Source organism: Cupriavidus sp. 05T41, from assembly GCF_056396525.1.
Map to the genome: position 1 here is coordinate 1 of NZ_JBFTLQ010000031.1, position 22,344 is coordinate 22,344.

23 protein-coding genes are annotated in these 22,344 nt (G+C 64.2%); 12 read left to right on the plus strand and 11 right to left on the minus strand.

All coding sequences use genetic code 11. From position 1 onward, the window contains the following. The coding region (locus AC1DKV_RS19240; protein WP_477137823.1) for a hypothetical protein at positions 1-873 on the plus strand (873 nt) is incomplete at its 5' end. A gap of 515 nt (positions 874-1,388) precedes the next feature. Here the strand turns inward: AC1DKV_RS19240 and AC1DKV_RS19245 are convergent. The 4 genes from AC1DKV_RS19245 to AC1DKV_RS19260 all read right to left on the minus strand — a co-directional run bounded on the left by AC1DKV_RS19245 (position 1,389) and on the right by AC1DKV_RS19260 (position 5,173). After that, complete coding sequence (locus AC1DKV_RS19245) at positions 1,389-2,279, minus strand: recombination directionality factor (protein ID WP_477137824.1); 891 nt, start codon at positions 2,277-2,279, stop codon at positions 1,389-1,391. 87 nt (positions 2,280-2,366) lie between these two features. After that, positions 2,367-3,362: a YqaJ viral recombinase family nuclease gene (locus AC1DKV_RS19250; RefSeq protein ID WP_477137825.1), complete on the minus strand. Its 996-nt coding sequence runs from the start codon at positions 3,360-3,362 to the stop codon at positions 2,367-2,369. 73 nt (positions 3,363-3,435) lie between these two features. Beyond that, positions 3,436-4,401 carry a DUF932 domain-containing protein gene (locus AC1DKV_RS19255; protein ID WP_477137826.1) on the minus strand — a complete coding sequence of 322 codons (966 nt, stop codon included), beginning with the start codon at positions 4,399-4,401 and terminating at the stop codon, positions 3,436-3,438. A 346-nt stretch (positions 4,402-4,747) separates the two neighbouring features. After that, positions 4,748-5,173: a transcriptional regulator gene (locus AC1DKV_RS19260; protein WP_477137827.1), complete on the minus strand. Its 426-nt coding sequence runs from the start codon at positions 5,171-5,173 to the stop codon at positions 4,748-4,750. Positions 5,174-5,713: 540 nt separating this feature from the next. Between AC1DKV_RS19260 and AC1DKV_RS19265 the strand changes: the two genes are divergently transcribed. The 4 genes from AC1DKV_RS19265 to AC1DKV_RS19280 all read left to right on the plus strand — a co-directional run bounded on the left by AC1DKV_RS19265 (position 5,714) and on the right by AC1DKV_RS19280 (position 7,287). Further along, positions 5,714-5,968, plus strand: a complete 255-nt coding sequence (locus AC1DKV_RS19265) for a hypothetical protein (RefSeq protein WP_477137828.1) — start codon at positions 5,714-5,716, stop codon at positions 5,966-5,968. Next, positions 5,965-6,606 (plus strand): hypothetical protein, encoded by a 642-nt coding sequence (locus AC1DKV_RS19270; RefSeq protein WP_477137829.1) that lies wholly within the window; start codon positions 5,965-5,967, stop codon positions 6,604-6,606. Before AC1DKV_RS19265 ends, AC1DKV_RS19270 begins: the two co-directional genes overlap by 4 nt. Before the next feature lie 136 nt (positions 6,607-6,742). Further along, entirely contained in the window at positions 6,743-6,940 is a 198-nt protein-coding gene (locus tag AC1DKV_RS19275) for a helix-turn-helix domain-containing protein (protein ID WP_477137830.1), read from the plus strand. Further along, positions 6,937-7,287 carry a hypothetical protein gene (locus AC1DKV_RS19280; protein ID WP_477137831.1) on the plus strand — a complete coding sequence of 117 codons (351 nt, stop codon included), beginning with the start codon at positions 6,937-6,939 and terminating at the stop codon, positions 7,285-7,287. The genes AC1DKV_RS19275 and AC1DKV_RS19280 overlap by 4 nt, the downstream gene beginning before the upstream one ends. A gap of 18 nt (positions 7,288-7,305) precedes the next feature. Here AC1DKV_RS19280 and AC1DKV_RS19285 read toward each other — a convergent pair whose 3' ends face one another. After that, complete coding sequence (locus AC1DKV_RS19285) at positions 7,306-8,706, minus strand: tyrosine-type recombinase/integrase (protein WP_477137832.1); 1,401 nt, start codon at positions 8,704-8,706, stop codon at positions 7,306-7,308. Positions 8,707-9,103: 397 nt separating this feature from the next. Between AC1DKV_RS19285 and AC1DKV_RS19290 the strand changes: the two genes are divergently transcribed. Beyond that, positions 9,104-9,472, plus strand: a complete 369-nt coding sequence (locus AC1DKV_RS19290; protein WP_441612725.1) for a hypothetical protein — start codon at positions 9,104-9,106, stop codon at positions 9,470-9,472. A 464-nt stretch (positions 9,473-9,936) separates the two neighbouring features. Beyond that, complete coding sequence (locus AC1DKV_RS19295; protein WP_441612405.1) at positions 9,937-10,467, plus strand: hypothetical protein; 531 nt, start codon at positions 9,937-9,939, stop codon at positions 10,465-10,467. A 474-nt stretch (positions 10,468-10,941) separates the two neighbouring features. Here the strand turns inward: AC1DKV_RS19295 and AC1DKV_RS19300 are convergent, their stop codons facing one another. Then, the gene (locus AC1DKV_RS19300; RefSeq protein WP_441612406.1) at positions 10,942-12,597 is read right to left on the minus strand and encodes a DUF342 domain-containing protein; all 1,656 of its coding nucleotides are present in this window, start codon (positions 12,595-12,597) and stop codon (positions 10,942-10,944) included. A 439-nt stretch (positions 12,598-13,036) separates the two neighbouring features. On the opposite strand from AC1DKV_RS19300, the gene AC1DKV_RS19305 reads away from it, so the two are divergent. Beyond that, the gene (locus tag AC1DKV_RS19305) at positions 13,037-13,939 is read left to right on the plus strand and encodes a class I SAM-dependent methyltransferase (protein ID WP_441612407.1); all 903 of its coding nucleotides are present in this window, start codon (positions 13,037-13,039) and stop codon (positions 13,937-13,939) included. Between the two features lie 43 nt (positions 13,940-13,982). Here AC1DKV_RS19305 and AC1DKV_RS19310 read toward each other — a convergent pair whose 3' ends face one another. Both AC1DKV_RS19310 and AC1DKV_RS19315 read right to left on the minus strand, forming a co-directional pair. Then, positions 13,983-14,537 carry a DUF1415 domain-containing protein gene (locus tag AC1DKV_RS19310; protein ID WP_441612408.1) on the minus strand — a complete coding sequence of 185 codons (555 nt, stop codon included), beginning with the start codon at positions 14,535-14,537 and terminating at the stop codon, positions 13,983-13,985. A gap of 55 nt (positions 14,538-14,592) precedes the next feature. Further along, positions 14,593-14,991 carry a hypothetical protein gene (locus AC1DKV_RS19315; RefSeq protein WP_441612409.1) on the minus strand — a complete coding sequence of 133 codons (399 nt, stop codon included), beginning with the start codon at positions 14,989-14,991 and terminating at the stop codon, positions 14,593-14,595. A 178-nt stretch (positions 14,992-15,169) separates the two neighbouring features. Here AC1DKV_RS19315 and AC1DKV_RS19320 point away from each other — a divergent pair, with 178 nt between their 5' ends. Continuing rightward, positions 15,170-16,432 carry a TIGR03862 family flavoprotein gene (locus tag AC1DKV_RS19320; RefSeq protein WP_441612410.1) on the plus strand — a complete coding sequence of 421 codons (1,263 nt, stop codon included), beginning with the start codon at positions 15,170-15,172 and terminating at the stop codon, positions 16,430-16,432. 30 nt (positions 16,433-16,462) lie between these two features. On the opposite strand, the gene AC1DKV_RS19325 is transcribed toward AC1DKV_RS19320, so the two are convergent. Further along, complete coding sequence (locus AC1DKV_RS19325) at positions 16,463-18,079, minus strand: NAD(P)/FAD-dependent oxidoreductase (RefSeq protein ID WP_441612411.1); 1,617 nt, start codon at positions 18,077-18,079, stop codon at positions 16,463-16,465. 222 nt (positions 18,080-18,301) lie between these two features. Here AC1DKV_RS19325 and AC1DKV_RS19330 point away from each other — a divergent pair, with 222 nt between their 5' ends. Further along, complete coding sequence (locus AC1DKV_RS19330) at positions 18,302-18,607, plus strand: single-stranded DNA-binding protein (protein ID WP_441612412.1); 306 nt, start codon at positions 18,302-18,304, stop codon at positions 18,605-18,607. Between the two features lie 21 nt (positions 18,608-18,628). On the opposite strand, the gene AC1DKV_RS19335 is transcribed toward AC1DKV_RS19330, so the two are convergent. Beyond that, a complete protein-coding gene (locus AC1DKV_RS19335; protein ID WP_441612413.1) occupies positions 18,629-19,603 on the minus strand; it encodes a threo-3-hydroxy-L-aspartate ammonia-lyase in 975 nt (324 codons plus the stop codon). Next, a complete protein-coding gene (locus AC1DKV_RS19340) occupies positions 19,600-20,031 on the minus strand; it encodes a hypothetical protein (protein ID WP_441612414.1) in 432 nt (143 codons plus the stop codon). Before AC1DKV_RS19340 ends, AC1DKV_RS19335 begins: the two co-directional genes overlap by 4 nt. Before the next feature lie 175 nt (positions 20,032-20,206). On the opposite strand from AC1DKV_RS19340, the gene AC1DKV_RS19345 reads away from it, so the two are divergent. Both AC1DKV_RS19345 and AC1DKV_RS19350 read left to right on the plus strand, forming a co-directional pair. Further along, on the plus strand, positions 20,207-21,694 hold the full coding sequence (locus AC1DKV_RS19345) for an aminotransferase-like domain-containing protein (RefSeq protein WP_441612415.1): 1,488 nt from the start codon (positions 20,207-20,209) through the stop codon (positions 21,692-21,694). A 168-nt stretch (positions 21,695-21,862) separates the two neighbouring features. Then, on the plus strand, positions 21,863-22,276 hold the full coding sequence (locus tag AC1DKV_RS19350; RefSeq protein WP_441612416.1) for a hypothetical protein: 414 nt from the start codon (positions 21,863-21,865) through the stop codon (positions 22,274-22,276). The last annotated feature ends 68 nt before the right edge of the window (positions 22,277-22,344 follow it).

The window sequence follows — 22,344 nt, forward strand, 5'->3', positions numbered from 1 at the left end:
CAACAGGCATGCTGGGTATTGGAGGATTTCCATAAGGTTGACGAAAGCGAAAAAGATCAGCTATCCCAATTGATGAAAGTCTTCATGGACTTGGCGGACGACTACCCGGATCTGAAAATCATAGCGTTGGGAGCGGTTGATACAGCACGTCAGGTCGTCGACTACGATCCGGAAATGCGGAACCGAGTAGCTGAAATTCAGGTATCGCTGATGACGGAAGCGGAGATAGAAGCCATCATTGCCAAGGGTGAAGCTGCATTGAACATCCGCTTTAGCAACGACATCAAGAAGGTCATATCGCGCCACACGAATGGCTTAGCGTCGGTTTGTCATCATCTATGTCTGAATATGTGCAATGCTGCCGGCATCACCGAAACTGTGCACGGCGCGCCTCTTCAATTGACCAAACAACATTGCGACGAAGCTGTACAAACGTACGTAGATGAGGCGTCAGATAGCATAAAAAGCGCATTCGACAAGGCGCTCAAAAAGCGACGCACCGCTCAGTACGACAATGCGCGACTCATTATTAAAGCACTCAGCACTCTCAGCGAAGCAGGCGCAGCCCGTGCCGATATTCATCGAAGAATTCAGCAAGCCGAGCCACGGTATCCTGAAAACAATTTGAAGTATCTTTTGCCAAAGCTTTGCACGGAAGAGTATGGGGCAATTATTCGCTTTGACTCCAATTCCGGGCGATATTCGTTCTCTGACCCTATTTATCGTGCATACGCATTAGCACTTTTTCAACAGGAAAGCGAATATAGTGCGCACAACGACTTCGAGGAAACCCTAAGGCGTCTGCTAACCGCTAAAATCGGGAGAGACGTGCATATTATGATCACCCATAAGATGCCAGACAACCCTAGCTGATTATATCTGCGGCCGTTCGTTTTCTAGTGCATCTTTGTCGTGTGCCGATTCGCCAGGCTTCAGGTGACACACGGAAAATAAGAGGCGTACCCTCACATTCTGCCCACCCCTGAATATCGGCATTCGATTGTATTCGCAGTTCATTCAACGGGCCTCAAAGGCTGAAAAGGGTCGAGCTCGGCCGTGGGCCCCGTCCCCAGCGCCACGCCGTTCCGGGTGACAGCCTGACTCTACCCATCCCGCAGATCGGCGCAGGCAAAAAAAGCGCACCATAGCCGGGTGGTATGGCACGCTTGACAACCAAGATGGATCGTCTGACATCAGTTTCTGGATAAACGCTCGGCGGAGCTTGACGTAGCGCAAAGCGAGCCCGGTCACACTGCTAGCCGTGGCAGCCTAGCAACAGCCTCCCAGCAGGCATGCCAGCAACCGATGGCCGAGCCACAGCCATACCAAGCAAACGACAAGCAGGCAGGCCGGAGCGATGACCAGGAGCAGAATCGCTTGCAGGAAGATCATGCTTGGCCTCCCGTCAGCACTGCTGCCTTACGGTCGAGCTTGTCCTTCAGCGTGGTTGCTGCCCCCGCTGTAACTTGGCCAACTGCCTCGCCCTCCGCATAGAACTCCTCCACGATGGCCGGTATTTCTTCTTCGGAATCCTCGAACGCACCGTCGCCAAATCCCGCTCTGGCGACAGAGTCCAGCGCTGCCTGGTCAAATCCCGATGCCTTCTGGTGAACGTCGGTTTGCTTGGCTTCCGTGATGGCGTCCTCCAACGTCATGCCCTCCCGCACCGTCAGGTCCACATAGTAGATAGGAGTACGGTAGCTTTGAGTGGTGGACTTGGCTCGGATGCGCAGCTCCAGCGGCAGGGAAGCCAGCAGCCCGCCAGACACGGCATGGAAGTAACGCAGCCTGGCAGCAATGGTGCGGATACTGTTGTAGCCCGTGGTCCGGAAGATGAAACTGCCAAGCGGATCGTCATCGCCAATGCGGACATTGAGCCTACCGTAGGGCTTGCATCCCCCCTTGGCCAGGTCACAGCCGTCGGGCGACGGGCACGGCAAGGACTGCAACCCGGCAGAGGTGTAGCGGCGACAGGTCTCGCCATTGCCGACACAGACAGGCCTCCCGCTTTGCCGGTCGAACAGGCTGTACTCGGCTCGGAGGTTGAGTTCGGGATCACTGAACAGGACCGTGACCGGAATCGAGCGCAGCTTGCCATTGCTGGCCTTGCGGAGAGCCTCATCGAACGGGTGCAGGATCCATCCGTCCTTACCCTGAACTTGAGTGGTGACGGTGAACTGATCGTCCTTCGCAGGCAATCGCTTGCCTTCCTTCTCTACCACGTGACCGATCGAGATGCGACCCAGCACGGGCGGGGTAATTGCCAAATTTTTAAGCATCGGTGTATCTCCAAGAAACGCGCAGGCCCGCCCCCAGGGTTCCGCAGGGGCAGGCACGGCACAGCCCAAGCGAACAAGGGCATTGGGTTACAGGATCAGGAACCGACGGCTGCCGGGCTTGGTGAGGGGATAGCGTTGCAACAGGTCAGGCTGGTCTTGCAGCAGCTTGTCGGTGTCTAGGCCCGTGCCGTCCTTGCTACGTTTCCAGGAGACGGACCCGGTTTCGAAGATCGCCTTGGTGGCTTCGCCCATGGACTGCTGCAGGCGCTGCTTGAGCTGCGCTTCGAGCTTGGCTCGTTCTGCAATCTCGGCCCGAACCGTTACCAGGTCAGCGAAGGCTGCCGACAGGTTGCAGTCTTCCGAGAAATCCGCAGTCGCCCCGGTGTCGCGTGGATACAGGCATTGAAGAGCAGAGGCTGCCGAGTCCGAGCCATCTGCTGGCGGCGGCGTGTCCGTTTCCACGTACTGCCAGAAACGTTGCTCCAGTTCGATCAGTCGGGCGATCAGGGCATCGTCCCGCTCGATGCGATGGATTTGCAGATCCTGGCCGCAGATCAGCACCGCCACATCTCCGGCTGCCTTGCCCGTCACAGCCAACTGATGCTGGACCTGCAACTGGACGTACCCCGGCACTCCATCCCGCCACAGCCTCGCCCCGTTCATGCCCGCCGTCTTGCACTCCAGCAGACCCACGTCAGGGGCTCCGACTACCTCCCGGTCGATGTTGGCCAGCATCCACGGAATCTCTCGATGCCGAAGCACGGCATTGACCCGACGAACACGATTGCCGGTGCGTTTGGTGTAATGGGCGGCGACGATGGGCTCCAGCAGAGTGCCCCAATAGATTGGCTGAGTTTCGTCGTCTGGGTCAGGCTTGCGTAGTTCAACATCTCGGCCCGTTTTTTCCAGCCACAGCTCCAACTGCGATTTGTACGGGTTAAGCCCGACTGCTGCTGCCGCATCCGAACCGCCGATGCCTTGCTTGCGAACTTCCAGCCAATCGCCTCGGCTCATGTCATTGGTGGAGACCAGGCGCAGTGCTGGCCGCCCCGGCTTTCCTGCTTGATTTAATGCGGGTTGCATAGGACCTCCCAGAGTGAAAAATGCCCGGCGAGGCAGAACCTCAACCGGGCGACACGTGGAACTACTGTGAACTTCAGGCAACCAGTTTCAGGGCCTCCTCCCAGGCACGCTGCTTCAAGGTGGCACCGGCACCGAACCAGGCAGCGTCTCGACGGTGATCTTCGCTTCGGGCACGGCGCTCATGATCGACATATTCCGTTATCGAATTAACCAGCCCCCACGCCGTTCCAGAGGCCGACGGAAGATCCGCCCCTTTGCCGCGTCCGGCGAAGAGCTCATTGACCGCTTTGATGGCTCTGTCGTTCGTTGCTGTTGCCGAGCTGCCCGATGCTGTGCTTGCCGGGTATGTCAGGACTCGCCGGAAATACGATTCGACCGTTTCAGGCTTGACCTTGCGCTCGGACAACGCTTGCATGCGGGCCATAAATGCCCCCCAAGATGAGATCGCAATACCGAGTTGTCGCTTCACGGCCTGCGCATCGAATTGACTGCGGTGTGGGACTTTGACGGCGCCCGTGTTGTCGCCCAGCGCCACAGCGAGCGTGTTGTTGCACACGACGCGCACGGAAGTGAACTGCGCGGTGGTGGCGAGCGTGCCGTCGCAGGCCGTTGCTAACAGCAGATAGCCGTTCACTTCGTCTTGGCCTTGGAGGGCGACGCTTTGGCCTGTGCGTGCCAATGCCCAGAGCTTCTTGCCGTCTTTGAGGACGCCAGCCGTTTCCAGTTCGAAGCCGCCAACCTCAGTGAGGTCACGATAGAACTCAAGGATTTCACGGGGCTGGACAACCTGATAACGACTCGACACGACTGACAGCGGGGCCTTGGTGTCGCTTCGATACAGCACCTTTTGCTCTGGGAACGCATGAATGGACCCAAGACCGCCGTCTCCGGCAACGAAACGGACATCGGCTTCTTCGATGTGCCAGTCCATGTTTGCTTGCTTCGCCCAGACCTCGATGGATTGTTTCGGGGCAAGTTGATTACCGAGGCCGTGCCACGGCTTCTGGCCGACATAGGCCATTGATTGAACGAGATGCATGGGGACTCCTGAAAATAGACGAGCGCAGGCCCCAGGCCAAGCCTGGAAGGACACGAGGAGGATGAAAGGGGGGAGATCGAACCAGCCAAGGTGGCTGGGGCAGGCAGAACTGCCTACGGAAAACTAGAACGGATCAAGCGAAGGCGTCGTTGGGCTCAAAGCCCGTACCCTGCATGAGGCAATTCTTGACGTAGCAGATAACTGCGGTGACCGCCTCAATGATGATCGCAAGAACGAAGTTACGGAATGACCTCATGATGCTCCTTGGTTGGCAAGGGAGGCCGGGTGGCTTCCTATGCTCTTCTTATACCAAGGGACGTTCGAGTAGTTGAAAGCAACCGGACTGTTACTGAGACCGCATGTCCGTGTCGAGAGACAATTGCTCTGCCAAATCCAGGATAAGCTTTCGACGAGCCTCAGGCATATCTCGAATGCGGCTGAGCAACCGGAGTTCGTCCGCAGTGGGAGCCAAGGGTTCAACCTTGGTCTGTCTGGCCGAGCTCGCTTTTGATCGAGCTGCTTCGGGAATGCCAAACCGAAGCCACTGCACCGGCACGCCTAGCCACTGAGCAAGGGTGTCGATCTTGTCGGGCGTAGGCATAGCCTTGCCAGTGAGCCATTTGTGGGCTGCCTGAGCCGAGACAGGCTCACTCGGGTGTCGGAGGTTGAATTGCAGGGCGAGTTCACTCGGCGCGTCAATTTTCTTGGGGCTGCGCGTCAGGGCCTGCTTCAAACGGGTGGCAAAGGCTTGCTTTTCTTCCGGGCTGGGCATGACCCCGAGTGTCGGAGAACTTAGGAGTCACATGGAAACCATATGGTTGTTGACATCAACCGTTAGGTTTATATTTGCCACCTTGACCCATTGTGCGTAGAGGTTCTCGTGGCAAATACAGTAGATACTGGCCTTACCGCAGGAGGGACTGCCAAGGCTGCTCTCGGTGGAGCCGCTGCAGGGGGCGTGATAGGCACGCTGATCCTGGATGGTGCTCTCATTGGGGCCGCAGGGGGGCCTGCGGGGGCACTTGCCGGGTTGGCCGTCGGCGCAGTCGCCGGAGTTGCGATCTACGGGCACTCGAAGTGGCGGGCGGCACAGACGGTCGGTTCATGCTCCAGCTGCGAACTACCGGTTCTGGCCGGCGATGCCGACGGAGGTGCTTCCACATGTGCTAAGTGTAGGGTGTCGGTCTGCAAGGCTTGCAGGTGCTCCAACCTGCTGGCGGAAGCGTTCGTGGACTCCGACTGGGTTCGGACGGCGTGTCTTTGCCCGTCATGCTCCGTTGAAGCCAGCCGTCTCCTAGAGGGCGCCAAGTCGTTGGAGCTGTATGCAGCAACGTACAAGGGCGCAGTCACCTTCGACGCAAGCCGTCCACAAACTGACATTCAGTCGGACTTCTTCCGCTCGCAGGAAGAGGCCGAACTGAACTTGCGGCTGCTTGCTGCTGAACAGGGCTTCAATCTCGTGGCTCACAGGCGGTACGAATCCCGACAGCAGCAGGATGGCAACTACGTCTACAAGGCTTGGCGGGCGTCTGGTTGTGCGGGCTACAAGGCCAGTAACCAGCGGTGATTGAACAACAGGGGATGGGTGTGCAAGATCAAACGAAATCCAGAACCGCAATCACGTGCCTGAAGCTCGTTGTTGTCTGGGGACTTTTCGGGGCTCTTCTGGCAAAGGTCGTTTTGGAAGAAGGCTTCGGTGCAAGCGCCGATGTTGCAGTTCGTGGAGTCCAAGGAGGCACGTTGATTGCGGCGCTGCTTTCCATTGGCTGTTACGCAATGATTCTAGCTTGGAGGCGTGCGGCTGTGGGCAATGGTCAAAGCACCGACTCCGGGAGCTTGGAGCAAAACTTTTTCCATGCTCGGGCCACGTGGTTTGTTCGGGCAGCCATCGGTCTTCTGGTGGCCGTCGGCGTCCTTGTTGGCATCGCCAGGACGGGGCAGTCCAAGCTAGCTGATGGGAAAGTGGCAGCAGCATCCGCAAGCGGGAGCGAGGCTACGTTTCCTCCCTGCAAAGCAGCAGGAATGTTCGCTAATGCGGCGGCATCCAAGCGAGATCAAGGCATGCCCAGGGAAGAGATGCTGCGCCGCTACCAGCCCAATGAGATCATGAACCGGCGGGCATGGGGTCAGTTGGTGAATATGGTCTACGATCACCCAGAGCTGAGCCCCGAGGCCATCGAGCGAGCATTTACTTCCCACTGTTGAGAAGCCGGCTGGCACCGTGGAAGCTTGATCGACAGCCAGCTTTCCACTCCATCCATGCGCGTGAACTAAAATAGTTTTAGTCAAGCAATTATCTAGAAATTGTCTTGCGCTGAATAAAAATAAAAGGAAAACGCGCATGTTCTACGCACAGAACACAGTCCGCCTGGCAGTGGAGCGTATTGGCGGACCGACAAAGGCAGCCCACGCTCTAGGCTGCTCGAATGGCAGCATCCACAGCTGGATCAATCGGCAGTACATCCCCAACATCGACAAGGCCAAGCTCTTGGCGAGGCTCGCCAACGTCGACGTCAATGACCTGAGGGGGACGAGATGACGGTAATCCCAAAGCCCTACGAGGAACGTGCCCAGGCCAAGCGGAACATCGCTCAGGCCAAGCAGGAAATTGAGGCAGCCCTGAGAAAGACCTGGCCTTCCTTCTATGAGGAGCCGCCAAGTGACGAAGTTGGCTCAGCTAATTGCCACAAGCTGAGCCGCCCCCAAATCGACACGGGAGTACGGGCGCTGGTACTGGCCTGTAATTTGTACGGCGGGTCCATGGGTGACATGGATATCTACAGACTGATGCGTGCCTACCTCTGGGACCAGGACGCAAGACAGCGGATCAATCAAATCATCGAGGCAAGTCAGGCTCCCAAGCGCAAGGCTCCCGGCCCACACTAGTAGGCCGAAAAATGCGACTCAAGAATTGGGTTCGATGAGGACTTCACCCTGACTTTCGCCTTGCATGGGGCGTTGCAGTATCCCTGCGAGGTTTGCGGACGCCTGACCGACATTCAGCATCTCCTCCGTCGCCTTCATTACGGCTGCTCGAACGGGATCATGATCCAAGCGTGCGTAGATTGCCGTAGTCGCCGTCGATCGGTGATTCAAGCTCTTTCCGACCACCACGAGTGTTGCGCCCGTTTTTACCTGCCAGCTAGCCAAGGTGCGACGCAGATCGTGGATGCGCAGGTCTGGCAGCAGTTGCGAGGGGGCGACAACCCCAGCGTCCATCGTCCGATCACGCAGCAACGCCAAGCCTTTTTCCACCTCTGTCGAGCTAAGGAATCGCTGAATCTCCTCAGCAAGAGTATCCTCCTCCCACACTAGGTGTTCGCCTAGTTGTTGCAAGAGTGTCTGCCCTGCCATGCGAACCTTGATCCGATGCCACCCTTTCTTTGGCTCAACAAGGTGGCCCGTATCTCCAGACCCCGGGAAGACATAGAGGCTTGCGCTTCCCTTCTTGCGGCGCTCCAGAATTTCCACGGCTTCCTTGACGAGCATAACTGTTTGCGCCTCCCCGTTTTTTGTCCGTGGGATTCGCCACATGCCTTCCGCCAAGTGGAGCTCAGCCCAGGCCATCTCCAGCACGTTGGCACGCCGCGCCCCGGTCAAGAGTGAGATCAAGAAAAAATCCCGAATACAGTCGTTGGGCTCAGCCTGGACGGCTCGGAAGAAGTTGGGGAGTTCTGCGCCTTGTATGAAGCGATCCCTAGATTTCGCAGCATTCTTCTTGATACCTACGGCCGGATTCTGGCCCCACATATCGACCGAATTTGCCCAACCAAACACGCTAGAGATCAATGCGAGCACCCGATTAGCAGTGGCGGCGTGCCCATCCGCTGTGATACCCGAATGGACGTCGGCGATGTTCTTGCGGCCAATCTCCGACAACCGCTTCCTCCCAAGCGGCGCAGAAAGATACTGTCTGTACTGGCTTTCATCCTGCTGCCAAGTTCGCTTCTTGATCTTGCTGTGTCGCTTCATGTACTCGGCGAAGAGATCAGCAAAGGTCATCACCGCACGAGCTTTGCGCTGGCGCTCGGCAAGGTCAGTACCGATAGCCAACTCGGCAGTGTGAGACATCGCCTGTTGCCTTGCCTTCTCAATAGAGATGTCAGGGAAGCGGCCAATCGTCAGGCGTACTGGGCTACCGCCCTTAACTCGCCGAAATACGGAGAATGTCTTGACACCCGCCGCTGTCACTCGCAGTTGTAGACCAGGCGTCTTAGTGTCGTGGTAGGTGGCCCGCCCCTCGGCCGGGGCCGGAATGGCGAGCAATGCCGCTTTGGTGAAATTGATATGACTTTCGCTGGGCATCTGGGGTTACGCTGGGGTTACGGAGTCAGTGAAAAATAGCATACTCTCATCACCCCCAGTCTACCGGCTGCACAGATTTTTCCCAATAAAATCAATGACAAAATGTGCCAATCGACGTCAGTGAATGATATGGCCTTCTGATTCGTAATGAGAAGGTCGGGGGTTCGATTCCTCTCTTCGGCACCACAAGCATTCCAGAGTATTGCCAGCAGTGCCAAGCAACCCGGACAGCCCAGAGCTCTCCGGGTTTTTTGTTGCCCGGCGCCGGCGAATCCCGGGGCGCCACGCCTGCCAGTCACCGCGGGTCCTTGGTACCATCCAGCCCAGCCTCGCAAGCGAACCCGGTTGCGCTGCGCCGCCCGCAACGCGACTCTTTGGAGATCATGCCGTGAAATACATGAAGGTATTGGCAGCAATGGCCTGCCTGGTATCGGCGGCTTGCACCACGTCTGCGCCCGCGCCCGCGCCATCCGGCGGCAGGCAGATGTCGACGTACGACGCAGACACCGAGTACACGGTCGAGTACGTCCCGGATGGCTTCACGCTGATGGTCAACTATCGCTACCCGGGGTTCACCGTGCGGTCCAGCACGGCGCAGACGGCGTGCAAGGCAGCGCTTTCCAGTGTGGCCAACAGCCTCTCCGAGCGCCGTCAGCGGCAAATCGAACCGCTCGACGACCGGCTCGTCAAGCTCACCACCCGCAGGAACTGGTCCGGCACGATGGCCACCTGCTCTGCCACAGCGCCAATCGCCTGGAAGCGCTGACGCCGGGCCGGCACGCCCGGCAGAGCATTTTCTCTTTCCCCCCGCACACATCCCGCGCCCGCCAAAAGCATGGCGGCAGGACAGCCGTTGACAGCCTCCTGTCCGTCACATCCCTCCTTGGGCTTACGCCGTTCGATTCATTGAATCTGCACGCCCCAGGCACCAGACTGGTATCACAAGACAACCAGAACAACGGGTAGCGACTCCAGGCGCCCGAATACACAGGACGAACCGGCCGGCAGCGTTCCGGCACGCGTTCGCCATTGCTGCGCAACCGGGGAACAGCATGCATACCGCTCCGACATAGCCGGCGCCGCGCCGGATTTGCAGGTTGGCCGTGCCCGCGCGCACCCGCGCGCCGCGCGCGGCCGATCCACGCCACGACAAGAACAAAGGAAGCGGCCATGGATGCTTGTCCAGTCCCTGGTACGGCGAGCCGTTGTCTTTTTCCGCGCGGATTCGTCGTGCTGCTTGCCATGTGCGCATCACTGGCAGCGGCGCCGGCGCGCGCGGACGATGCAAAGCCGCCGGATATCCCTGTACCTTCGCCGGAAGGCTTGCCGGCAGCGGACACGCCCGCCGCCGCTCCCGCTCCCGGATTCTCGCCGCAGGTCTGGCTCAATGCGGGCTTTCTCTCCTATCACTTCAACCACGCTGCGCACTACAACGCGTACAACTGGGGATTCGGCATCGATCTTCGCGTCAGCGAGGATTTCACCTTGTCCGCCGGCGAATACCGCAACAGCATGCGCTACCACTCGACCTACGCCACCGTGAGCTGGCAGCCCCTGCACCTGGGACCGCTCCGGATCGGCGTCGCGGCAGGCGCGGTGCGCGGGTATCCGGATATCAATCATGGCGGCTGGTCACCGATGGCCGCACCGGTGATCGGTGTCGAGTACCGCCGCGTGGGCGCGAGCCTGATCTATGTGCCGACGATGCGAGGCAAGGTCGACGGCTGCATTTCCTTGCAAATCAGGATACGGGTCTGGTAGCGCGCGCGTATTCGCACGAGGGCACGAGGGCACGCGGGTGGCCCCAGCGGCATCAATTGCGATGCGCTGCCCGATGCGATGGGTGCCTGTCCCCCGGTGTGGCTGGATGCCTCCGACCTTGCCGCAAGCCGCGAGGCGCGCCGCGAGGGCTTCTGCAGAAAAAAACGCCGCATGCGCAAGCATGCGGCGTTACGGAAGGAGGGCCAAGGGATGGACCCTCATCGGGAATACCACCCCCGGGGAAGAGAGCGGTATGTGGCTACTGTAATCACTGGCGCCACGCCAACCAATCAGCCGCTTCCTAATTTCCATTCGGAAATTTCGGCAAATCAAACCCGCGCGCCAAGTACCGGGGGGGGCATTGCCTACCTTGACGGCATTGCGCGCCGCTGCCGGACAACGCGCAGGACAAGGGGGAGAAAAAGGGAGAAGGAAATGGGGATCGCCCGCTGGCCGGACGATCCCGCTGCGAGGTCAGACCAGCGCGATGCGGTCCTCGACCAGCCGGAACTGGCCGCCCGGCTTGTCCTCCATGATCTTCATGGACTTCTGCCCGATATGCGCGCTGACCCCGCCGTGGATGCGCCGGCTCACCTCGATCACCGCCCCGGGCGAGGGGCGCAGCTGCTCGGCCAGCCTGGCCAGCCTGGCGTCCAGCTCGATGGAGTCGCGGGTCAGCTTGAACAAGGTCGCGCGCGCCTTCTCGCGCAGGTCGCCGACCGCTTTCTCGGGGTTCTTGGCGAAAAAGTTGACCAGCTGCTGCACCTTGGCCTGGTCGGTCTCGAGCTGGCGGCGCTGGGCCTCCGCTTCGGCCTTCTCCGCTTCCGCATAGGGATTGGTGCCGACCTGCACGATGGTGGCGGTGCCTGCGGACGCGCCGAGGGTGGCGGTGCGCACCGCCGCCTTGGCCCGGATGCGGCCGCCGGTGATATTGCCCTGTCCGCCCTTGGGACTGCCCGCGAGGATGCTGCGCCCGGCGGCCACGTCGCTCTGCCGGATGCCGCTTTCCACGGTGACATCGGTGCCGGCCTCGACCACCGCGCTTTCGATGAAGCGCGCGTGCAGCGCGCCCTTGCAGCGCACGCTCGCCAGCGCCGCCGCGCCATCGCCGCCCTGGTGCGCGCCTTCGGCCCGGCCGATGATGCCGCCCTTCACCACGACGTCGCCGCCCGCCTCGACATGCGCGGCCTCGATGGTGCCGCTGACGATGACATCTCCGGTCACCCGCACCGTCATGCCGGTCTTGATATCGCCGTTGACGCGCAGAGTGCCGTCGAAGGTGACATTGCCGGAATGCATGTCCACCGCTTCTACGTCGACCACCGGGCTGACCGAAACGCCATGCGGCAACAGCGTCGGCGAGCCGGAGATCGCCGCCAGCAGGACGCCCGGATCGGCGGGATCGGGGGCCACGCCCGTCAATCCATCGGCATAGGGCGGATCGGCCGCCTCCGGCGCCGCCACGGGCTTGCCGAAGACGTCGACGCCATCCGTGCCCTGGCGGGCCGGGATGCGGCGCATCAGCGGCGTGCCCGGGTTGACCAGCAGCAGGGTCCCGAGGTCGCGCAGGTCGACGCGGCCACTTTCGTCTTCCGCCACCAGGGGCTTGCGCGGCGCCAGCAGGCTTTCGAAGCGCGCTGGCGTGCCGGGCCGCGGCGCGCGCCCTGCGGCGATCTCCACGCTGTCGCATAAGCCCGCCTCGAAGACCGTGCGCAGGATGTCGCGGTCAGGCTCGGCCACGATGCCGCGCTCGGCCAGCGCGGCGCGGACATCGTCACGCACCACCGCGCGGCCGCCTTGCGCCGGCAGCAGGCTCAGGCGCACGCTCAGCCCGTCGGCGCTGATGTCGATCTCGAAATAGCCGTCGGTGACCTCTCCGATCAGCGCCTGCACCGGCGCGCCTTCGGTGGCGCGCTGGCACTGCGAGAGAAAGCCGCCGACCGCGGCTGTGTCCAGCCTGGCCCCGCCCCAGCCTGCGGCGGCCAGCGCCGCCTCCAGTGCCGCGCGGTCCGGCGGCATCCGCCCCGGCGCCATGGCATAGGTGGCGTGCAGATGCCGCGTGGCCTCATCGAGACTGACCCGCAAGCCCCCTTCTACTGCGTCAACTGGGTGTTCTCCCCGACTTTCCATTCCGTCGTTCCCTCTGGTGGATCTGTCCGGGCGCGCGGTCCCGCCCGCTGCGCCACTTGCCATTCCGGGCCGCCCCCGCCGCGCGCTGACGCAGCCCGCGACCAAAGGGTGCGGCGGCATCGCCGTGGGTACCTGGGCTTCTGGCATCTGCCCGCGGGCGCCGCGCACGGGGCCCCGGGTTGTCTTTGCGCGCCGCTGATCTTTGTTCTTTCTGGCGCACACAACACCAACGGCGGCCTTGCGGAAAACTTGAGGGCCGCGCGCCGGGATCCCGCCGAAACCAGGCGGCAAGCAGGTGGCGAGCACCGGCATCCGCTGCGGCGGTTGCGCCACTCCGCCCGGCCGCCGGCGACTTTCGGTAAACTGCCGCTATTCCGGCGCCGCGTCGTCCGCTTTGGCGCACGCCCCACTGCCTCACCGCTTTTCCCAGGTTCCCCAGATGGCCCAGAAGTCCCCGGCGTCGAAGACGCCCGCCGCACCGGCGCCCAGCCCCCACGAAATCCGCCCCGGCCAGTCCGTCGAGCTGCTCAAGGCGCTGCATATCCTCACGCGCGACGGCAAGATGAACCAGGACAGCCGCCGCAAGCTCAAGCAGGTCTATCACCTGTTCCAGTTCATCGAGCCGCTGCTGCAGGACCTCAAGCAAGACCATCCCGACGTGACGCTGGTGGACCATGGCGCAGGCAAGTCCTATCTGGGCTTCATCCTGTACGACCTGTTCTTCAAGGACCACCTGGACAACTCGCACATCTTCGGCATCGAGACGCGCGAGGAACTGGTGCGCACTTCTCAGGAGCTGGCCGCGCGGCTTGGCTTCAAGGGCATGTCCTTCCTGAACCTGTCGGTGGCGGACTCGATCACCTCGTCGCAGCTGCCGCCCGCCATCGACATCGTGACCGCGTTGCATGCCTGCAATACGGCCACGGACGATGCCATCCGCTTCGCGCTGGAAAAGCACGCGAAGTACATCGTGGTGGTGCCCTGCTGCCAGGCCGAGGTGGCCGGCGTGCTGCGCAAGAACAAGGGAAAATCGCTCGCCAGCCCGCTCACCGAGATCTGGCGCCACCCGCTGCATACGCGCGAGTTCGGCAGCCAGGTCACCAATGTGCTGCGCTGCCTGCAACTCGAAGCGCACGGCTACCAGGTCAGCGTGACCGAGCTGGTGGGTTGGGAGCATTCGATGAAGAACGAACTGATCATCGCGCAGTACAAGGATCTGCCGCGCCGCCGGCCCACCGAGCGCCTCAACGAAGTGCTGAAGACGCTGGGGCTGGAGGAAATGTCGGGACGCTTCTATACCGGCGAAAGCCACGGCGAGGCAGCCTGCGCCGTGGCGCAGTGAGTTTCCGGCCTGATGCGTGGCGGCGCCCGCCCGGCGCGCCGCTTCAGGCGCGCATCAGCGCCCGCCACCCCTCCAGGCCGAGCTTGCGCATGGTGTCCTGGTTGCGCTCGTAGATATCCGCCGCATCGGGAAAGGCCTCCACGGCACGCGCGATGCTGTCTTCGCGCAGCAGGTGCAGGATCGGATAGGGCGCGCGGTTGGTGTAGTTCTCGATATCGTCCGGCTCGGTTCCGTCGAACTGGTAGTCCGGGTGGAAGCTGGCGATCTGCAGCGTGCCGGCCAGGCGCAGGCTCTTGAGCAGGCGTTCGGCGAAAAACAGCGCGTCGTTGTAGTCGAGAAAATCCGCCAGCGCGTGCGGCAGGATCAGCAGCGTGGTGTCGGTCTCGGCCGGATCCGCCTCGGCCAGCAGTTTCAGCTCGGCCTCGAGGTCGGCCATCACGCCCTCGCTATCGGTGGCGCCGCTCACCGCGTAGCGGATCTGTTGCTTGACATGCACGGCCTTGGCGAACGGGCAGAGGTTAAGGCCGATCACGGCGCGCTCCAGCCACTGCCGGGTGGCTTGCAGGACGGATTCGGTGGACGGCGGAGCTGAAGTCATGACGATGGCGAACGGCGCGAAACCACCATTTTAGCGCCCGGCCCGCACGTCTCGCTCAGCGGCGCTGGCCGTAGATCTGCCTGGCAAGCGTATCGGCCTGGCGCATGGCCGCGTCGCGCTCGGCCGCGCTCAGTTTGCCGCAGACGTACTCGAGGTTGGCGGTATCGAGGTCGGTCACGCGGCGATCGCCGGACAGCACGATCACCTTGCGCCACGCGCAGGCACGCACGCGGTCCTTCTCCAGCCCGAGGCAGCCTGACTGCAGGCAGTAGGACAGGTTGCGCTGGGCCAGGAAGTCGCCATGCATGGCCTTGTCCTGCAGCCCTTGCGCGGTTTCCTGCGCAAACGCCGCCGGCGCTCCGCACAGCAGGCCGAGCACCAGGCCGGCAGGCACGCCTCGCGCGGCAGCGCGCACTACGGCGCGAAACGCCGGGAAAGAAAAAGATACGGTCATGGGAAACGCACGCTGGCGGCATCGAGGACCGGATCTTATCAGCCGCCGCCGGGCTGCGCCGGCCACCCCGCGCCGGGCCATGGCGAGCCGCCCTATATAATCCGATCCGCCGCGCCGCACGCCCAAGGCACGCCTTTCGCATTGCCGCGGCTCACCGCCCTTCCTCCGGATTCAAGCCATGTCTGCACCCGCCGCCTCTCTCTCCGCCAGCATCGCCGTGATCGGTGGCGGCCCCGCGGGCCTGATGGCGGCCGAGGTGCTGGCCGCGCGCGGCTGGCGCGTGGACGTGTACGACGCCATGCCGTCGGTGGGCCGCAAGTTCCTGATGGCCGGGCGCGGCGGCATGAACCTGACGCACTCGGAGGCGGCGCAGCCCTTCCTGGCGCGCTACGGCAGCCGCAGCACGCAGATCGCGCCGCTGCTGGCGGGCTTCGATCCGCAGGCGCTGCGCGAATGGGTGCACGGGCTGGGCATCGAAACCTTCGTCGGCAGCTCGGGCCGGGTCTTCCCCACCGACATGAAAGCGGCGCCGATGCTGCGCGCGTGGCTGCACCGGCTGCGCGAAGCCGGCGTGCAGTTCCATATGCGGCACCGCTGGCTGGGCTGGGCGGACGACGAGGATACCACCGGCGCCCTGCGCTTCGCCGCGCCCGAGGGCGAACTGCGCGTACAGGCGGATGCGGTGGTGCTGGCGCTGGGCGGCGGCAGCTGGGCGCGGCTGGGCTCGGACGGCGCCTGGGTGTCGCTGCTGGCGGCGCGCGGCGTCGAGGTGGCGCCCTTGCGCCCCGCCAACTGCGGCTTCGACGTGGCCTGGAGCGAGCACTTCGGCTCACGTTTTGCGGGGCAGCCGGTCAAGGCCGTGGCGATCGGCCTGCAGGACCGCGACGGCAACCAGCACTATCGCCAGGGCGAGTTCGTCATCACCGCGGGCGGCATCGAAGGCAGCCTGGTCTATGCGCTGAGCGCGCCGATGCGCGACCTGCTGGACAGCACCGGCGAGGCCGTGATTCATCTCGACCTCGCCCCGGGCCTGAGCGCGGAGCGCGTGGCCGAGGCGGTGCAGCGCCCGCGCGGCGCGCGCTCGCTGTCCAGCCACCTGCAGAGCAAGCTGGGCATTACCGGCGTCAAGGCCGGGCTGCTGCGTGAATGCCTGTCGAAGGAAGATTTCGCCGATCCCGCGCGGCTGGCCGCCGCGATCAAGGCGCTGCCGCTGCGCCTGCTGCGCGCCCGCCCTATCGACGAAGTCATCAGCAGCGCAGGCGGCATCACGTTCGAGGCGCTGGACGCCCGGCTGATGCTGCGCGCCATGCCGGGCGTGTTCTGCGCCGGCGAGATGCTGGACTGGGAAGCGCCCACCGGCGGCTACCTGCTCACCGCCTGCTTCGCCAGCGGGCGCGCGGCCGGGCTGGGCGCCGCTGCCTGGCTGGAACGCGCTGCCTGAAGCAGCGCTTCGCTCAGGGCAGCGCTTTGCTCACACGCCCTTGACGATGCTCAGCGCGACGGCCTCCGCCACCTCGATGCCGTCGATGGCCGCCGAATAGATGCCGCCAGCGTAGCCGGCGCCTTCGCCGGCCGGGTACAGGCCTTCCACGTTCATGCTCTGGTAGTTGTCCTTGCGGCGGATGCGCAGCGGCGATGAAGTGCGCGTTTCCACGCCGGTCAGCACCGCGTCGTGCATGGCAAAGCCGGCGATTTTCTTGTCGAGCTCCGGCAAGGCCTCGCGGATGGCCTCGGTCACGTACGACGGCAGCACGTCGGAGAGATCCGTCGGCGTGACGCCCGGCTTGTACGACGGCTCCACCGAGCCCATCGCGGTGGACGGCCGGCGCGCGATGAAGTCGCCCACCAGCTGTGCCGGCGCATTGTAGTTGCGCCCCCCCAGCTCGAAGGCGCGCTCTTCCCAGTGGCGCTGGAAATCGATGCCCGCCAGCGGGCCGCCAGGAAAGTCCTCGGGTGTGATGCCGACCACGATGCCGGCATTGGCGTTGCGCTCGGCGCGGTAATACTGGCTCATGCCGTTGGTCACCACGCGGCCCGGCTCGGACGCGGCGGCCACCACCGTACCGCCCGGGCACATGCAGAAGCTGTAGACGGCACGGCCATTGCTGGCGTGGTGCACCACCTTGTAGTCGGCGGCACCGAGCAGCTTGTTGCCGGCGAACTTGCCGAAGCGGCTGCGGTTGATCAGGCCCTGCGGGTGCTCGATGCGGAAACCCAGCGAGAACGGCTTGGCTTCCATGAACACGCCGCGCGCATGCAGCATCTGGAAGGTGTCGCGCGCGCTGTGGCCCACGGCCAGCACCACGTGGTCGGCTTCGAGGTATTCACCGTCGTGCAGCTTGAGGCCGCGCAGCTTGCCATTGTCGATGTCGACGTCTTCGACGCGCGTACCGAAGCGGATCTCGCCGCCCAGCGCGAAGATCTCCGCGCGCATCTTCTCCACCATGCTGACCAGGCGGAAGGTACCGATGTGCGGGCGCGCGAGATAGAGGATGTCTTCCGGTGCGCCAGCCTTGACGAACTCCTCCAGCACCTTGCGGCCGTAGTGCTTCGGGTCCTTGATCTGGCTGTACAGCTTGCCGTCGGAAAAGGTGCCGGCCCCGCCTTCGCCGAACTGCACGTTCGATTCGGGATTCAGCACGCTCTTGCGCCACAGGCCGAAGGTGTCCTTGGTGCGCTCGCGCACTTCCTTGCCGCGCTCGAGGATGATCGGACGGAAGCCCATCTGCGCCAGGATCAGCCCGGCGAGCAGCCCGCACGGGCCCATGCCGATCACCACCGGACGCAGCGTCGTGCCTTGCGCCGGCGCCTTCGCCACGAAGCGGTAGGCCATGTCCGGCGTCACGCTCCAGTTGGGCTTGCCTGCCATGCGCCCGATCGCCGCGGCTTCGTCTTTGACCGCGATATCGATGATGTAGGTGAGCTTGATGTCGGAGCGCTTGCGGGCGTCGTGCGCGCGGCGGAACACGGTGAACCCGGTCAGGCCATCGGCCGTGACACCGATCTCGGCCAGGCGCGCGCGCACCACGGCATCGAGATCGCTCTCGGCATGGTCGAGCGGGAGTTTGACTTCACTTAGACGTAGCATGGGAACCTGGAATTCTGCGGCCGGTAGGTCCGCCCCGCATGGGACGCGAACTGCACTCTGGGTGAGCGTCGGGCTGGCCGGACCGCAATTTTATAGTTTTTCGGGCCAGGCCCTGCAATCTCTGCCCCGCGGCGGCGAAATTGTGAGATCTTCCGCACCCCGGCACACCCGCGCGCATGCCTTCGCGCCCTTGCCTTTCACAGCAACCCATCAAGGAACACCATGATCGATGGACTAGTCAGCGGCCGCCTCCATGGCCACGCCAGCGAACGCACCGGCCAGGGCGGCAGCCTGTTCGTCACCGCCAGGCTCAAGGCCACGCTCGGCGACGGCGACACCGTGATCGTCAACGTGATCGCGTTCGCCGACAAGGTGCGCGCCGCGCTGCTGGCGCTGGAAGACGGCGAATCGGTGGCGCTCGCGGGCAGCCTCACGCCCAAGGTCTGGACCGACAAGAACGGCGACACGCGCCCCGCGCTGGACATGGTGGCGCACGGCCTGCTGAGCGCCCGCGACGCCCAGCCCTGAGCGCCGCAGGCGTGCCGAGCGCTATGACTGCGCCGGCTGCAGCAGCGTCGCGAAGCGGGCCAGGTCCACATTGCCGCCCGAGATCACGATGCCCACGCGCTTGCCGCTGACATCGAGCCGCCTGGCGAATACCGCCGCGGCCGCCAGGCAGCCGGTCGGCTCCACCACCATCTTCATGCGCCCGGCGAAGAACGCCATGGCCTCGACCAGCTCGGCGTCGCTGACCGTGACGACATCGTCGACCAGGCTGCGCAGCACCGGGAAGGTCAGGTTGCCGAGGTGCTGGGTCTGGGCGCCGTCGGCCAGCGTGTCCGGCGTGTCGATATGCACGATCTTGCCGCTGCGCAGGCTGCGCTGGGCATCGTTGCCGGCTTCGGGCTCGACGCCGATCACCTGGCAGCCCGGGTTCAGCGCGCGCGCGGCCACCGCGCAGCCGGACAGGAGCCCGCCACCGCCGAGCGGGGTGATCAGCACGTCCAGCGGGCCGGCCTGCTCGAACAGTTCCTTGGCGGCGGTGCCCTGCCCGGCCATCACGTGCGGATGGTCGTATGGCGGGATCAGGGTCAGGCCCTGTTCTTCCGCCAGGCGGCGGCCGATGGCTTCGCGATCCTCGGTATAGCGGTCGTACAGCACCACCTCGCCGCCATAGCCGCGCGTGGCGGCGATCTTGATGGCCGGCGCATCCTGCGGCATCACGATGACCGCGCGCACCCCGAACAGCCGGGCGGACATGGCGATGGCCTGCGCGTGGTTGCCCGAGGAGAACGCGATCACGCCCGCCTTGCGCTGCGCTGGCGTGAACTGCGCGATGGCGTTGTAGCCGCCGCGGAACTTGAAGGCGCCCATGCGCTGGAAGTTTTCGCACTTGAAGAACAGCTGGGCACCGCTCTGCGCGTCGGCAAAGGCGGACGTCATGACCGGCGTGCGGTGGGCTACGCCCTCCAGCCGCCGGTGGGCCTCGACCACGTCGTCATAGGAAATTGCAAGTTCGCTCATTTTTGTTGCTCTCCGTGAATGCATTGCGGTGCGGCGGGGGATGCGGCGGCCCGGAATCGCGCAGCGAGGCCCAGCCAGCGAGCCCGCCACGGCTGCGCGGCGGGCCGGTACAGCCTCAGCGTGGCGGCGCGCCTGGCCAGCACTTCCACCCAGCCTGCCGGCAACGTGACCGAACTGCCGGCCGCCAGGCGCTGCGGCTGCCGCCATATCGTGTCGGCGAGCCAGCGCGGCGGCCCGGACAATTCGAGCTCGCCCTCCATCAGGTACAGCGTGGTGCCGGCTTTGGCATAAAACCGCAGCATACGGCTGGTCTCGAGATCGAGCAGCTGGGCCTCCGGCGCGCCAGCGGGCGCCATGACGCGCGCAGGCGTCACGGCAGGGATGACAGGTTCGGCGGATTCGGTCGGGTCTGAACGATAGCCTTGCATGATGCGGCTCCGTGCTGTGATGGCAAGGCTCCAGACTATCGGGCCGCCCCCCGGCAAAACAGGCACACGGATGCACGAGGTGAACCGTAACAGAACACCGAAAAATCATCTGTTACGATACAGAACACCTACATCTGTATCTGTTGCGCAGGCCGCCGCCGCGCCACCATGCCGCATGGACTCCGCCCCGCTCTACCGTCAGCTTGCGCAGCACTATCGCCATGCCATCGAAACCGGCACGCTGAAGCCGGGCGACCGCGTGCCGTCCGTGCGCACCCTGATGGAACTGCATGGCGTGAGCCTGTCCACCGCGTTGCAGGCTTGCCGGCAAATGGAAAGCGACGGGCTGCTGGAGGCCAGGCCGCGCTCGGGCTATTTCGTGCGGCACGCGCCGCCCGCGCGCCACCAGCCGCTGGCCCCGATCGCGGAGCCAGCCGCCACGCTGCCGGACCCGGCGCAGTATGTCGGCATCCATGAGCGCATTTCTGCCATCACCGCCCGTGGGCGACAGCACTCCGTGGCGGTGAACTTCGCCGGCGCCTGCGGCGCGCCCTCGCTCTACCCGGCGCAGGCGCTGCGCGATGCGGCGGCACGCGCGCTGCGGCGCCACCCGCTGCTGTTCGGCAGTGCCGCCGATGCCGACGGACACCCCGCCTTTCGCGCGGTGCTGGCGCGGCACGCGCTGTTGTCGCGCATCACGGTGGCGCCCGAGGACATCCTCGTCACGCACGGCTGCACCGAGGCCCTCAACCTGGCGCTGCGCGCAGTGGCGCAGCCCGGCGACGTGATCGCCGTGGAATCGCCGACCTACTATGGCCTGCTTCAGATCCTCGAAAGCCTGGGCATGCGTGCGCTGGAGATTCCCAGCAGCCCGCAGACCGGCATCTCGCTCGAAGCGCTGGAACTGGCGGCGCAGACCTACGACAACATCCGCGCCGTGGTCGTGGTGCCGAACCTGCAGAACCCGCTGGGCTGCATCATGCCGGACAGCAACAAGGCGCAGCTGGTGGCCTGGTGCGAACAGCGCGCCATTGCGCTGATCGAGGACGACTGCTTCTCCGCACTGGCTGACACGGAGGCGCCGCTGGCGGCGCTGAAGGCCTGGGACCGCAGCGGCGGCGTGATCCACTGCGCGTCGCTGCACAAGATCCTCGCCCCCGGCATGCGGCTTGGCTGGATCGCCGCGGGCCGCTGGCAGGCCCGCGTGGAAATGCTCAAGTACAGCCAGTCGCGCCCCAACGAGTTGCTGGCGCAGATGGCGCTGGCGGACTATATGGGCTCGGGCGCCTTCGAGCGCCACCTGCGGCGCCTGCGCGAGCAACTGCGCAGCCAGCGCGCGCAGGTGGCGCAGGCGATCGCCGCCGAATTCCCCGCCGGCACGCGTGCCTCGAATCCAAACGGCGGCCTGCACCTGTGGGTGGAGCTGCCCGGGCCGGTGTCCTCCGAGGCCGTGTTCGACGAGGCCCTGGAAGCCGGCATCCGCGTGGTGCCGGGGGTCATGTTCTCCAACTCCAATCGCTTCGACCATTTCCTGCGCCTGAACTGCGGCATGCCGTTCTCGCCGGAGATCGAACGCGCGCTGCGCACGCTGGCTGCCGTGGCCGCACGGGTGGCCGGCAAGCCGCAGCGGACCGGACGCGGCGAGGCGCGCGCAAGGGGCTAGGCACCGCCCGGCCACGGCCCGGCGCTTGCCAGGGGCAGCCTCCGTCGCCTGGCCCGCCGTTCACGCCACCGATTCCGCCATTCATCGCAGCGTGCTGGGCGCGGGCGGAGGCAGCCGGCAAACTGGCGAGCCTTGCCGAAGGTGGCAAGACGCCTACCAGGAGAAAAGATGGCACTCCCTTCCCTCCCCCACGCTGCAGACTCGATCGGCTCGGCCCTGCGCCTGTGCACCGCGCGCCGTGCCGACCAGGCACACCGCAAGGCGCGCGCCGAAGCGAGGCCGGCCAGGCCCGGCCCGGACACCGGCGACGATGGCGCCGCGCGCACGGAACATGACCATGCGCAAAGCAAGGCGTTCGCGGTCGCCGCTAACATGGCCGCTGTTCCCGAGCAGACCATGCGCGACATGACTTCCATCCAAGCCCCGGCCCGCGGCAAGCTCGACGAGCTGCGCCAGCTGGCTTCGCACCTGACTGCCGGCTCGCTGCTGCAGGCAGCCACGCTGCAACTGATCGCCGAACAGGAAAACGCGCCGCAGCGCTTTGCGCCGGCCCGCATTGCCGAACTCTCGCGCCAGGCCTGAGTCGCCGCGAGGCGGCGTTGAAGTGGCCGCGAAGTGGCCGCGAACGCGACACGGAAGGCCCCCGGCTG